This window comes from Mycobacterium asiaticum, from assembly GCF_001673365.1.
In the GTDB taxonomy this organism is placed as follows: domain Bacteria; phylum Actinomycetota; class Actinomycetes; order Mycobacteriales; family Mycobacteriaceae; genus Mycobacterium; species Mycobacterium asiaticum_A.
Genome location: NZ_LZLS01000037.1, coordinates 1 through 13,137 on the forward strand (window position 1 = coordinate 1; position 13,137 = coordinate 13,137).

9 protein-coding genes are annotated in these 13,137 nt (G+C 66.4%); 6 read left to right on the top strand and 3 right to left on the bottom strand.

Translation table 11 applies throughout. The features are described 5' to 3' along the window. Positions 1–154 precede the first annotated feature (154 nt). From A5634_RS29175 to A5634_RS04035, 3 genes are all read right to left on the bottom strand, one after another. On the bottom strand, positions 155–2,068 hold the full coding sequence (locus A5634_RS29175) for an alanine racemase (RefSeq protein WP_065142796.1): 1,914 nt from the start codon (positions 2,066–2,068) through the stop codon (positions 155–157). A gap of 9 nt (positions 2,069–2,077) precedes the next feature. Further along, on the bottom strand, positions 2,078–3,667 hold the full coding sequence (locus A5634_RS04030; RefSeq protein WP_065142797.1) for an LGFP repeat-containing protein: 1,590 nt from the start codon (positions 3,665–3,667) through the stop codon (positions 2,078–2,080). 192 nt (positions 3,668–3,859) lie between these two features. Further along, the gene (locus A5634_RS04035) at positions 3,860–4,942 is read right to left on the bottom strand and encodes a hypothetical protein (protein WP_253861474.1); all 1,083 of its coding nucleotides are present in this window, start codon (positions 4,940–4,942) and stop codon (positions 3,860–3,862) included. 233 nt (positions 4,943–5,175) lie between these two features. On the opposite strand from A5634_RS04035, the gene glf reads away from it, so the two are divergent. The 6 genes from glf to ag85A all read left to right on the top strand — a co-directional run bounded on the left by glf (position 5,176) and on the right by ag85A (position 13,107). Then, a complete protein-coding gene (gene glf / locus A5634_RS04040; protein ID WP_065142799.1) occupies positions 5,176–6,372 on the top strand; it encodes a UDP-galactopyranose mutase in 1,197 nt (398 codons plus the stop codon). Further along, positions 6,369–8,279 carry a glycosyltransferase gene (locus A5634_RS04045; RefSeq protein WP_065142800.1) on the top strand — a complete coding sequence of 637 codons (1,911 nt, stop codon included), beginning with the start codon at positions 6,369–6,371 and terminating at the stop codon, positions 8,277–8,279. The genes glf and A5634_RS04045 overlap by 4 nt, the downstream gene beginning before the upstream one ends. After that, positions 8,272–8,811 (top strand): phosphatase PAP2 family protein, encoded by a 540-nt coding sequence (locus A5634_RS04050; protein WP_065142801.1) that lies wholly within the window; start codon positions 8,272–8,274, stop codon positions 8,809–8,811. The genes A5634_RS04045 and A5634_RS04050 overlap by 8 nt, the downstream gene beginning before the upstream one ends. Further along, entirely contained in the window at positions 8,808–9,746 is a 939-nt protein-coding gene (locus A5634_RS04055; protein ID WP_065142811.1) for a decaprenyl-phosphate phosphoribosyltransferase, read from the top strand. The genes A5634_RS04050 and A5634_RS04055 overlap by 4 nt, the downstream gene beginning before the upstream one ends. Continuing rightward, complete coding sequence (aftB, locus tag A5634_RS04060; protein WP_216638710.1) at positions 9,724–11,721, top strand: terminal beta-(1->2)-arabinofuranosyltransferase; 1,998 nt, start codon at positions 9,724–9,726, stop codon at positions 11,719–11,721. The genes A5634_RS04055 and aftB overlap by 23 nt, the downstream gene beginning before the upstream one ends. Positions 11,722–12,066: 345 nt before the next feature. Further along, a complete protein-coding gene (ag85A, locus tag A5634_RS04065; protein WP_065142802.1) occupies positions 12,067–13,107 on the top strand; it encodes a diacylglycerol acyltransferase/mycolyltransferase Ag85A in 1,041 nt (346 codons plus the stop codon). Positions 13,108–13,137 lie beyond the last annotated feature (30 nt).

The following is a 13,137-nucleotide window of genomic DNA, read 5'->3' on the forward strand; positions in this document are numbered from 1 at the left end:
GCCTGGTCGAGCTACGCAAATACATCACCCGCAGAAACGCCCACGGCCAAACCGAATGGATACCGCCCGAACAGCTCGAATACGGTCGCCCACGCGTCAACTGCATGCATCATCCGGAGCGGCGGTTGACCGCCGAGGCCGACGATGATGTGCCCTAGCCGCGCAACGTCTTCGGGGGAACCGTACCGGCCACCAGCGTGGCAGCGTCGATGGTGCGCGGTCGGTAGGGCAGTGTGCTCAACCGGTCCGACATGAGGGCCACCGGGTCAGCAACGTGGTCTGACAAACCGCACAGGAACGCCCACTCGTGTTCGTCGCTGCCGAAATACACGACCGTGTCGAAGGTTTCGTGGAATCGTCGCCATGACGCGCGCAGGGTGTCGTTGCGCCAGAGTGTCGGGCAGCCGGCCTGGTCGACGACCACCCGGCCGATGTCACGGCACCGTGCCAGAAACCTGCTGCCGTAGAGACGGTTGTGTTGCGCAGACTCGACGCGCTCGTCGGGCAGATCGATCACCACGATGTCGTAAGGTTCGCTGCACCGGTCGACGAAGTCCCAGCCGTCCTGGTAGTGCACGGTGACGGGACCGAGTCCCTGTTCGGCCCTGAGCAATTCGTCTGTCGAGTAGCCGTAGGGCAGATGCATAGCGCACAAGCGCACCGCGTCGCGATCGATATCGACGTGGTCGACGTGCCTCGCCCCGGCCGCCACCGCCAGTTGGCTCACCACTCCTTCGCCGGAGCCGATGACGAGCACCCGCTCGATCCGGGCGGCCAGCAACAGGGCCGGCACCAATAGCGCCTCATGGTAGACCAGCTGGCTGAACTCGGTGCTTTGGCGCTCGCCATCGCTGAACAACGCGATGCCCTGCTCCGTGCGACCGATAACCAGCTGCTGGTATTCGGTCCGGACGTCGCAGAGCACCTCCGAGAGCATCCAGTGGCGCGTGAGCCCCGGCGCCAACGGTTCGACAATAATTCGACTCTCGCCCACAGCAGGAGTGAAATACGTTGGCAGCGGCGCGAATCCATTGAAGTCCACTGATGCATAGCTCGCGGTGTACGCGCCGGCGTCGGAGATCTCCACGCTGTCGCCGGGTTGCAACGTGACGGGCAGCGGATAACTCTGGTAGAGCACGTCGTCTCCGTCGCACGTCGGGCCGGCGACGACGGCCTCGGCAACGGGATCGCCGTCGCGCCCCGTCCGTAACCGATACCGGATGTACTCATTCTCGGTTTCCGCCAGCCCGCCGTAGCGACCGATGTCGAGGTAGACCCAGCGCCGGCAGTCAGTTCCGGTGCGTACCGAGACGACCTCACACCCGATGGTGCCAGCCGAGCCGACGATCAGCCGCCCCGGCTCAACCACCAATGCTGGTGTGTCAGAACCGAAATAGCGGGACAGTGCCGACATGACGGTGTCGAAAACCACCTCTGCTGCCGGTGCATCGCCGGCGTATGGCAGGGGTAAGCCGCCGCCAATATTGATCGTCGTCAAGCCGACCATGGATCCGAAAATCGTTGCGGCAGCACGAATGCCGAGATCCCACGCGCTGGGATCGAGTTGCTGCGAGCCGACGTGAAAGCACAGCGTGTCCGAAACGAGCCCGAGTGACCGTGCGCGGTGCACCAACCCCGCCGCTTCCTGCGGTGCGCATCCGAACTTGTGACCGAACGGCGTCACGGACGGCGGAACCGGCGGTGCGATCCGGCATTCGACGCTCGAACCGGGCGCACGCTCGGCCAGCGCAATCAGCTCGGCTTCGGTGTCGAAGGCGAACGAACGCACGCCGTGCGCATACGCTGCGGCGATCGCCGCCGGTTTCTTGATCGTGTTGCCGAATGCCAGCTGTGTCCCGTCGATTCCGGCACGAAGGCAGGCCTGTACCTCGCCGAGCGAGGCGACGTCGAACGCCGCGCCCTCGGACGCCAGCAGACCCAGGATCGGTTGAGCCGGGTTCGCTTTGACGGCGTAGCGAATCTGCGCGTCGGGCAGCGCGGATCGCAGTGACCGGAAGTTCTGACGCACCCGATCGAGATCGATCCGCAAATATGGTGTCTCGGGCACCCAAGCAGACTAGTTGGGCGGATGCGCCGGCATCGAGAAGTGTTCGGGCGGTACGTTCGGGCCGGTCGGAGGCGCCGTCGACAGCGGCGTTCTGATGCCGTCCAACACCATGTTGATGTTGCCGGTGAGCCGCTCGAAGTTTAATGTCCCGTGCACGAAGTTCTGCGAAATATACAGCGGCTCTTGGATCTCCGCGCTGGTCGGCAACCCGAGCGGGCCACGTTCGTAGCTTTGCGCCGCCCAGGCGTCGTAGAGGGCTCCGGTGACCGGCTGCACGCCGGTGGCCTCGGACCAATACATCGCACCCTTGGCGAACGTCGCGTAGCGGGCGCCGCCTTCGGCGTCCAACTCCGGCGACGTCGGCGCACCCAGCACGCTGTTCATCCCGCCGATCGCCTGCCAGTGCGCATAGATCGCGCCGCCCTCGAGCGCCTTGATCAGCTCCTCCGGCGGATCGTTGAAATGGGCTGCAATATCGCGGATCTCGTCCATCAAGGCGTACGCGGCATTTCCGGGGCAGTCGGTGTTCCCCACGTCGCGGTGGGTGAAGATGGTCGGCAACTTCGCGATCACACCAGCGGGATACGTGGTGTAAGAACTGCCGGCCGACTCCAGCTCCACCATGCCCCGGGGGTCGACCTCGGCCATGCCCAGGCGCCATCCCAGGAGTCGCCCCACCGTGCGGATCTGGATCGGGGTGGGTGCGACGTCATCGAAATTGCCCAGCATGGCCACACCCCATGTCTCGCGGTTGAATCCGCCCGTGTGGAAGGCTTCTACAGCCTTGGTCAGGCCGCCCGCGCTGCCCTCGAACACTTGGCCGTACTTGTCGACTAGCGCGTTGTACGCAATGTCGCACCAGCCCAGCGTCTTGCTGTGATAGGTGTAGATCGCCTTGACGATCCCCGCCGATTCCAGCGGCGAATAGTCGTTGCTCCCAGCGGTGTGATGGACTACCGCGGCGCGTACGCCCCGGTCGAATTGCGGGCTACCGCACCTTAGTGATTCGTCGGCGCCCCATTCCGCTCGGCTGATGATCTGCGGGGCTTGGCCCGGCATGACGGCGCCGGTCGGCGGGTTCCAGTGTGTCTCCGCTGGCGCGCGGGGCGGTGAGATCAAAATCGCGTTGATGGTCTGACCGAACGGCTGTTCCTTGGTGGCCGGACGGTATCCCAGGTCGCCTTTGATCGCCGGCGTGGGCGGTGCCTGCGTGACGGGAGCGTCCGCCGGGCGCGTGACGGCGATTTGCACGGCGGTGGTGGTGCCGACGAACACGGGATCGGTACTGCGCGGATCCCCGACAGATCCGGCGGGCGCCGCGGTTTGATACTCGACCTGATACCAGGACCCCCACGACCCGTCTGGCCGCTTGGCGCGGACCCGGGCCGAACTGCCCGTGAGATCGCCAGTCAGCGCCACCAGGGAAAATGGTGTGGCCTGGGTGAGTTCACGCACCGTCACACCGCCGCCCAGGCCGATCAGTGGCTGCTCGGCGAGTTGGGTGTCACGGGCAGGCGACGCGGGGTGGGCGTCGCCACCGGGGCGGATCAGTACCCACGCGACGATGACGACCGTAGCCAACGCTGCGGTGAGCAACATCGTCGGCGCGCGGCTACGGGACACGAGGCGATGTTACGTGTGTGTCTATTGTTTCTTGTGAGGCGACACGGCCTCGGGGCCGAAAACCTGTCGACGACACCGCAGAGGATGTTGGCTCGGGTGGCGGGACCCGGTCCAGGGACTCTGCGGTGCCGTCTGGTGACAGGCTCGTTGGTTCCTTAGGCGGGCCGTCTAGACGGGCGGCGCCTCCGGTACGGCGGGTGCCTCCGGAATGGCCGGCACCGAAGCCGGCACCGCGGCAGGAACCGCGGCCGCGGCTGCGCCTGGTATCGCTGCCGTTGCGCCTGGTATCGCCGCAGCTGCGCCCGGAATAGCAGCAGCCGCTCCTGGTATCGCCGCAGCTGCGCCTGGGATCGCGGCGGCCGCACCGGGGATCGCCCCTGCAGCGGCGGGGATGCCCGCTACCGCTCCTGGCACGGCGGCCGCGCCGGGCAGGGCCGGGGTAGCGCCGGCGGCCGCCGGACCGCCGCCCTGCACACCTTGCATGATCGCCGGCATGATCAGGCCCTTGAGCAGGTCGATGGCCTGGCTGGCGCCCAGTTGGTTAGCCGCCTGCATCAGGTCGTTGACCAGGCCGCCACCGCCGCTGCCACCGCCGGTGCCGACCGGCGCGACCGGAGACAGGCCGGTGCCGCCCCCGAGGCCACCGAGGCCGGAGGTGTCACCGAGGATCGGGTAGGTGCCGTCCGCGCCCGGGTCCAATCCAACCGGTGTGGTGATCGGAATCTCGCCCGTGCCGGTGGCCGGGCTCAGGGCCGACGGACTGGTCAATCCTGGCGCCACTCCAGTGGGGCTGGTCAGCCCCGGGTTGGTCAGGGCAGGGTTGACGCCCGCGCCGGTGCCCGCCGTCGGCGACGGCAGCGTGGTGCCCGGCAGAGCAAGCGAGCCAGGTGAAGTGGGAGTAAGCGGCGCGGTGAGCCCCGGGCTCGTCCCCAGACCGGAGGTTCCCAAGCCCGGGCTCGCCAACCCGGGACTGGTTCCCAGGCCGGTAGTGCCCAAGCCGCTGCTGGTACCACCCAACGCGGGTACCGGCGGAATGTTCACGCCGAACTGCGAGAGCCCCTGTGACAACGCCGAAATCAGCTCGTTCGGCAGGTCGCTAATGCTGGCAGCCCGTTTGAACTCGTGGTGTTCCACCGGCTTGGCGTCAGCGGTCGATTCGTAAACAAGAAAGTAAGCGCACGGACTTGCCACGGCCAGGGCGGCGACCGCGCTCATGGTCTTCGAGAGCTTGCGTCGGCGTCGGTTCGGCACGGGAGGCTCCTCAATCTGGATTATGTGGAGTCGGGTCGTAGACCCACAGCACCGATGGTACGAGTGGGAATGATGTGACTGGTGTGGCGATATCGAATCGTAAGGGGAGTGGTTCACAGGTGTGACGTTCGACGGAAGTAGCGCGAATCTCGTCCTGGCACCTGGGAAAACCCCGGCTTGCGCGAGCCGCCAAATCGGGATTTGCCCGCCCGGTCAGATACCCTAGGCAACCGATGACCGCACGTTATGACCTCTATGTCGTCGGCTCCGGATTTTTCGGCCTGACGATTGCTGAGCGCGTGGCTACCCAACTCGACAAGCGGGTTCTCGTTGTCGACCGGCGCCCGCATATCGGTGGCAACGCCTACTCCGAAGCCGAGTCGCAGACCGGAATCGAAGTCCACAAGTACGGCGCGCACCTTTTCCACACCTCCAACAAGCGGGTGTGGGACTACGTGCGGCAGTTCACCGACTTCACTGGCTACCAGCATCGGGTGTTCGCGATGCACAACGGGCAGGCCTATCAGTTCCCCATGGGACTCGGGCTGGTCTCGCAGTTCTTCGGCCGGTACTTCACTCCTAGTGAGGCGCGAGCGCTGATTTCCGAACAGGCGTCCGAAATCGCCACCGCCGACGCGCAGAACCTGGAAGAGAAGGCCATCTCGCTGATCGGCCGGCCGCTGTACGAGGCGTTCGTGAAGGGCTACACCGCCAAGCAGTGGCAGACCGACCCTAAGGAACTTCCCGCCGCCAACATCACCCGGTTGCCGGTCCGCTACACCTTCGACAACCGCTATTTCAGCGACACCTACGAGGGTCTGCCCGTCGACGGCTACACCGCTTGGTTGCAGAACATGGCCGCCGACGATCGGATCGAAGTCAGGCTGGACACGGACTGGTTCGACGTCCGCGACTCACTGCGTCAGGACAATCCCGATGCCCCCGTCGTGTACACCGGGCCGCTGGACCGCTACTTCGACTACGTCGAGGGCCGACTCGGCTGGCGCACCCTGGACTTCGAGCTGGAAGTGCTCGGCGATTGCGGGGACTTTCAAGGCACCCCGGTGATGAACTACAACGACCCAGACGTCCCTTACACCCGCATTCACGAGTTTCGCCACTTTCACCCGGAGCGGGACTACCCGTCGGACAAGACGGTCATCATGCGGGAGTACTCCAGGTTCGCCGAAGACGACGACGAGCCCTACTATCCGATCAATACCGAGGCCGACCGCGCCCTGTTGGCCGCCTACCGGGCCAGGGCGAAGTCCGAGACCGCGACGGCGAAAGTTCTGTTCGGCGGGCGCTTGGGCACCTACCAATATCTGGATATGCATATGGCCATTGCCAGCGCTTTGAGCATGTACGACAACGTCCTCGCGCCGCACCTGCGCGACGGCGCCCCGCTGACCGAAGCGGACGCGAAATGACGGCAGTCAGCCTGCTGTCGCGGATCATCCTGCCGCGGCCCGGCGAACCCCTCGACGTGCGCAAGCTCTACCTGGAGGAGTCGACCACCAACGCGCGGCGCGCACATGCGACCACCCGCACGTCGCTGCAGATCGGCACCGAGTCCGAGGTTTCGTTCGCGACCTACTTCAACGCGTTCCCAGCCAGCTACTGGCGACGCTGGTCGATCTGCCCCTCGGTGGTGCTGCGCGTCGAACTCCTCGGGAGCGGTCGCGTCGACCTCTACCGCACCAAGGCCACCGGCGCGCGGATCTTCATCGAGGGTCGCGAGTTCGACGGCACCGAAGCCAAGCCGCAAGTGCTGGAAATCGAAGTGGGTCTGCTGCCGTTCGAGGACGGCGGCTGGATCTGGTTCGACATCACCACCGACACCGAGGTCACCCTGCTCAGCGGCGGCTGGTATGCCCCGATGCCGGTGCCCGGCACCGCCAATATCGCCGTCGGAATCCCGACCTTCAACCGCCCGTCGGACTGTGTCAACGCGTTGCGCGAACTCACCGTCGATCCGCTGGTCGACGAGGTGATCGGCGCAGTGATCGTGCCCGACCAGGGCACCCGCAAGGTACGCGACCACCCCGACTTCGCGGACGCGACTCAGCGACTCGGCAGCCGACTGTCCATTCACGACCAGCCCAACCTGGGTGGTTCCGGCGGTTACAGCCGGGTGATGTACGAAGCGCTGAAAAACACCGACTGCCAACAGATTCTGTTCATGGACGACGACATCCGCATCGAGCCCGACTCGATCCTGCGGGTGCTGGCGATGAGCCGGTTCGCCAAGTCGCCGATGTTGGTGGGCGGCCAGATGCTCAACCTGCAGGAGCCTTCGCACCTGCACATCATGGGTGAGGTGGTGGACCGGTCGAACTTCATGTGGACGGCGGCGCCACACGCCGAGTACGACCACGACTTCGCCGAGTACCCGCTCAACGACAACGAGGACAAGAGCAAGCTGCTGCACCGGCGCATCGACGTCGACTACAACGGCTGGTGGACGTGCATGATCCCGCGGCAGGTCGCCGAGGAGCTCGGGCAGCCGCTGCCCCTGTTCATCAAATGGGACGACGCCGACTACGGGTTGCGGGCCGCAGAGCACGGCTATCCGACCGTCACGCTGCCCGGCGCCGCGATTTGGCACATGGCCTGGAGCGACAAGGACGACGCCATCGACTGGCAGGCCTACTTCCATCTGCGCAACCGGTTGGTGGTCGCCGCGCTGCACTGGGACGGTGACGTCGCCGGACTGGTCCGCAGCCACCTCAAGGCCACACTGAAACACCTTGCCTGCCTTGAGTATTCGACAGTCGAGATCCAGAACCGCGCCATCGACGACTTCCTGGCCGGCCCGGAGCACATTTTCTCCATCCTGGAATCCGCGCTGCCGGAGGTGCGCCAAATGCGCACCAACTACCCGGATGCGGTGGTGTTGCCGGCGGCCAGCGAGTTGCCGGCGCCGCTGCACAAGAACACGGTGATGAAGCCGCCGGTGAACCCGGTGACGATCGGCTACCGACTGGCTCGCGGGATCCTGCACAACCTGAAGGCCGCCGATCCGGCCCACCATCAACGCCCCGAATTCAACGTGCCGACCCAGGACGCGCGTTGGTTCCGGCTGTGCACTGTCGACGGTGTCACCGTCACCACGGCCGACGGCTGCGGTGTGGTCTACCGGCAACGCGACCGGGCCAAGATGTTCTCGCTGCTGTTGCAGTCCGTGCGCCGCCAGCGCCAGCTGAGCCGCCGCTTCGACGAGATGCGGCGGGTCTACCGCGGCGCACAGCCCGTGCTGGCCAGCAAACAAAAGTGGGAGATGGTGCTGCCGATCAACGGCTCGGCCGACGTTGCAGGCGCTTCGCGCCATGGTTGAACCGGCCGAGCCGCCGCGCGGCGAAGTTGCCGCGATGGTGGCCGTCCAGACGGCGCTGGCACACCGCCCGGGGGCACTGCAAATTACTCGTGCGATGTCGCACTTCGGTGAGCACAGCATCGGCTGGCTGGCCGTTGCACTACTCGGGGCAGTCCTCGACCCGCGCCGGCGCCGGGACTGGCTGCTGGCCGGCGCGGGCGCCTTCGCGGCGCACGCCGCGGCCGTCGTGGTCAAGCGAGTGGTGCGACGCAAACGCCCGCACCATCCGGCCGTCCAGGTCAACGTCGGGACCCCGAGCAAACTCAGCTTTCCCTCGGCGCATGCCACGTCGACGACGGCGGCGGCGATCTTGCTGGGCAGGGTGACCGGCCTGCCGCTGCCGGTGGCGTTGGTGCCGCCAATGGCACTGTCCCGGATACTGCTGGGCGTGCACTATCCCAGCGACGTTGCCGCCGGCGCGGCGCTGGGTGCTTCCGTTGCCGCAGCTGCCATCCGGGTGGATGACGCGGCCCGAAAGAGGTGGGTGCGATGACCGACGATGTGGCCGACCGGCAAGCCCGGCAACCTGCTGGCGTGACCGGCCCGCCGGGGAACCTGGTGACCGGGGTCATCAAGGCGATGCGTCCCCGGCAATGGGTGAAGAACGTGCTGGTGCTGGCCGCCCCCCTGGCCGCGGCCGGGCGCGGAGTCCGATACGACTACGTCGATATGGCCGTCAAAGTCGGGGTGGCCTTCGTGGTGTTCAGCCTGGCGGCGTCGGCGGTGTACCTGGTCAATGACGTGCGCGACGTCGAAGCCGACCGGGGACATCCCACCAAGAGGTTCCGGCCGATTGCTGCCGGTGTGGTGCCGGAGTGGCTGGCCTACACGCTGGCGGCGGTACTCGCTGCGGTGTCGCTGGCCCTGTCCTGGTGGTTGACACCGAATCTGGCGGTGGTGATGGCCGTCTACCTGGTTATGCAGCTCGGCTACTGCTTCGGCCTCAAGCACCAAGCCGTCATCGACATCTGCATTGTGTCCTCGGCGTACCTGATCCGCGCCATTGCGGGCGGCGCGGCCACCGATATTCCACTGTCCCAATGGTTCTTGCTGACCGCAGCATTCGGCTCGCTGTTCATGGTGGCCGGCAAGCGTTACGCCGAGCTGCAACTGGCCGAGCGGACCGGCGCCCAGATCCGCAAATCGTTGGAGAGCTACACCAGCACCTACCTGCGGTTCGTCTGGACGCTGTCGGCCGCCGCGGTGGTGATGTGCTACGGACTGTGGGCATTTGAGCGCGACCGCTACTCCGGCTCGTGGTTCGCGGTGTCGATGATCCCGTTCACCATCGCGATCCTGCGCTACGCCGTCGACGTCGACGGTGGGCTGGCGGGGGAGCCCGAGGACATCGCGCTGCGCGACCGCGTGCTGCAACTGCTGGCGCTGGCGTGGATCGCAACAGTGGGTGCTGCTGTTGCTTTCGGCTAGCCAACGACTCAAAGCGCTGCAGATCGGGGCCCTGCAGATTGCGGCCCGCCGGCCTGCGGTCCGCCGGGTCAAGTGGCCGGTGTTCCCCTATGACGTCACGGTCCGGGTGAGCCTGTGGATCAGTGTGGCGGTGGTTGCCGTGCTGTTCGGCTGGGGTGCCTGGCAGCGCCGCTGGATCGCCGACGACGGGCTGATCGTGCTGCGCACGGTGCGAAACCTGTTGGCCGGCAACGGCCCGGTGTTCAACGCGGGCGAGCGGGTCGAGGCCAATACCTCGACCGTCTGGACCTATCTGCTCTACGTCTGCAGCTGGGTGGGCGGGCCGCTGCGGCTGGAGTACGTCGCCCTCGCCGTGGCGTTGACGTTGTCGGTGCTGGGTGCGGTGCTATTGATGTTGGGGACGGGACGCCTGTACGCGCCGAGCCTGCGGGGCCGTCGGGCGATCATGCTGCCCGCGGGGGCGCTGGTCTACATCGCGGTACCCCCGGCGCGCGACTTCGCGACGTCAGGCCTCGAAAGCAGTCTGGTGATGGCCTACCTGGGCTTGCTGTGGTGGATGATGGTTTGCTGGGCGCAGCCGCTGCGGGTCCGTCCCGAGAACCGCTGGTTTATCTGTGCGCTGGCCTTCGTCGCCGGCTGCAGCGTGCTGGTGCGGCCCGAACTGGCGCTGATCGGCGGCGCCGCGTTGATCATGTTGATGATTGCGGCGCGCAGTTGGCGGCGCCGCGGGCTGATAGTGCTGGCCGGCGGCCTGCTGCCGGTTGCCTACCAGATCTTCCGGATGGGCTACTACGGGCTGTTGGTGCCGAGCACCGCGTTGGCCAAGGACGCCGCCGGCGACAAGTGGGCACAAGGCCTGATCTACCTCGCGAACTTCAACCGGCCTTACGCGCTGTGGATCCCGGTGGTGCTGCTGGTGCCGCTGGGCATCCTGCTGATGGTGGCACGGCGGCGGCCCTCGTTCATGCGTCCCACACTCGCGCCCGGGTACGGCCGGGTTGCCCGGTCGGTGCAGAGCCCGACCGCGGTAGTGATCTGGATGGTGCTCAGCGGCGTGCTGCAGGGGCTCTACTGGATCCGCCAAGGCGGCGACTTCATGCACGGCAGGGTCTTGCTGACGCCGCTGTTCTGTTTGCTGGCACCGGTGGCCGTCATCCCGGTGCTCATCCCGGACGGCAAGGACTTCTCGCGCGAGACCGGCTACTGGCTGGCCGGCGTGGTCAGCGTGCTGTGGCTGGCGGTCGCCGGTTGGTCGCTATGGGCGGCAAACTCGCCCGGACTGGGCGACGACGCCACCCACGTCACCTACTCCGGCATCGTCGACGAGCGGCGTTTCTACGCCCAGGCCACCGGCCGGGCGCATCCGCTGACCGCCGCCGACTACCTCGACTACCCGCGCATGGCCGCGGTGCTGGTGGCCCTGAACAACACCCCGGACGGTGCCCTGCTGCTGCCGTCGGGCAACTACACCCGGTGGGATCTGGTGCCGATGATCCCGCCGGGCAGTGCGCCCGGCATCCCGGCCGACCAAAAGCCGCAACACACAGTGTTTTTCACCAACCTGGGCATGGTGGGCATGAACGTCGGACTGGACGTGCGGGTGATCGACCAGATCGGGCTGGCAAACCCGTTGGCCGCACACACCGAGCGGCTCAAGCACGGCCGAATCGGTCACGACAAGAACCTGTTCCCGGACTGGGTGGTGGCCGACGGACCTTGGGTGAAGTGGCCGCCAGGCATTCCGGCTTACCTGGATAGGCAATGGGTGGCCGAGGCCGAGGCGGCCTTGCAGTGCCCCGCGACGCAGTCGGTGCTCAACTCGGTGCGGGCGCCGATGAGCCTGCGCCGGTTCGTCTCCAACTTCCTGCATGCCTACGAATTCACGCAGTACCGCATCGACCGGGTGCCGTTGTACGAACTGGTCAGATGTGGCCTCGAAGTGCCGCGGCTGCCGCCCACACCGCCACACGAATAGGGGCGGTACAGAAATTTTTTTCAGACCGTCCCAGAATTTGCGGTTGGTTGGCCGGGGGCGAGACTGACAGCAACATCACATCTAAGCCGTCACCAGCGTGCACCCGACGTTGGGCACATGCGGAAACGACGTTCCCGGACGGCCTTTGAGAGTCGCAGATCGCCGTGCATCACCGTCAAATAAGGCCGCTGACGACGTCCCGGAGGAGAGCCGGGGGCTCAAGGTGTGGTTGACTACATGAGCACTGCAGCGCCGCGTGCGTGCAGTCTGACCCAATTCGGGACGCGCCCCAAGCACAGTGATGCGTAAAGGCGTGCCCACAAGGATGAGGATGAGGAAGCAAGGATGAAGCTTGTTGACAAGTTTCGCGGCGCCGTGACGGGTATGCCGCGCCGACTCATGGTGGGAGCCGTTGGTGCGGCCCTGCTGTCGGGTCTGGTCGGCTTCGTCGGCGGCTCGGCGACCGCGAGTGCGTTCTCGCGGCCGGGCCTGCCGGTGGAATACCTTCAGGTGCCGTCGGCGGCGATGGGCCGCAACATCAAGGTCCAGTTCCAAAGTGGTGGAGCCAACGCCCCGGCGCTGTACCTGCTCGACGGCATGCGCGCCCAGGACGACTTCAACGGCTGGGACATCAACACCCCGGCGTTCGAGTGGTACCTGCAGTCGGGTCTCGCCGTGGTCATGCCGGTCGGTGGCCAGTCCAGCTTCTACAGCGACTGGTACAACCCGGCCTGCGGTAAGGCCGGTTGCACCACCTACAAGTGGGAGACCTTCCTGACCAGCGAGCTGCCCGCGTACCTCGCGGCCAACAAGCAGGTCAAGCCGACCGGCAGCGCCGCGGTGGGTCTGTCGATGGCCGGCTCGTCGGCTCTGATTCTGGCGGCCTACCACCCGGAGCAGTTCATCTACGCCGGTTCGCTCTCGGCGCTGCTCGACCCGTCCCAGGCGATGGGTCCCTCGCTGATCGGTCTGGCGATGGGTGACGCCGGTGGCTACAAGGCCTCCGACATGTGGGGTCCGAAGGAAGACCCGGCTTGGCAGCGCAACGACCCGTCGCTCCAGGTGGGCAAGCTGGTCGCCAACAACACCCGCCTCTGGGTGTACTGCGGTGACGGCAAGCCGTCGGACCTCGGTGGCAACAACCTGCCCGCCAAGTTCCTGGAGGGCTTCGTGCGGACCAGCAACCTGAAGTTCCAGGAGGCCTACACGGGCGCCGGTGGTCACAACGCGGTGTTCAACTTCGACGCCAACGGCACCCACAGCTGGGAGTACTGGGGCCAGCAGCTCAACGCGATGAAGGGTGACCTGCAGTCGACCCTGGGTGCGACCCCGGGGGCCGGTCCGGCCACCCCGGCGACCGCTCCCGCGGCCGGCACCGGTACCTAAACCGCGCTGAACGAAACGCAACTGACGGCG

What these genes read in the sequence shown, in the direction of transcription:
- A5634_RS04045 (WP_065142800.1), top strand. Translation starts at nt 6,369, where the DNA reads ATGACGGCAGTCAGCCTGCTGTCGCGGATCATCCTGCCGCGGCCCGGC.
- A5634_RS04030 (WP_065142797.1), bottom strand. Translation starts at nt 3,667, where the DNA reads ATGTTGCTCACCGCAGCGTTGGCTACGGTCGTCATCGTCGCGTGGGTA.
- A5634_RS04055 (WP_065142811.1), top strand. Translation starts at nt 8,808, where the DNA reads ATGACCGACGATGTGGCCGACCGGCAAGCCCGGCAACCTGCTGGCGTG.
- glf (WP_065142799.1), top strand. Translation starts at nt 5,176, where the DNA reads ATGACCGCACGTTATGACCTCTATGTCGTCGGCTCCGGATTTTTCGGC.
- ag85A (WP_065142802.1), top strand. Translation starts at nt 12,067, where the DNA reads ATGAAGCTTGTTGACAAGTTTCGCGGCGCCGTGACGGGTATGCCGCGC.
- A5634_RS04050 (WP_065142801.1), top strand. Translation starts at nt 8,272, where the DNA reads ATGGTTGAACCGGCCGAGCCGCCGCGCGGCGAAGTTGCCGCGATGGTG.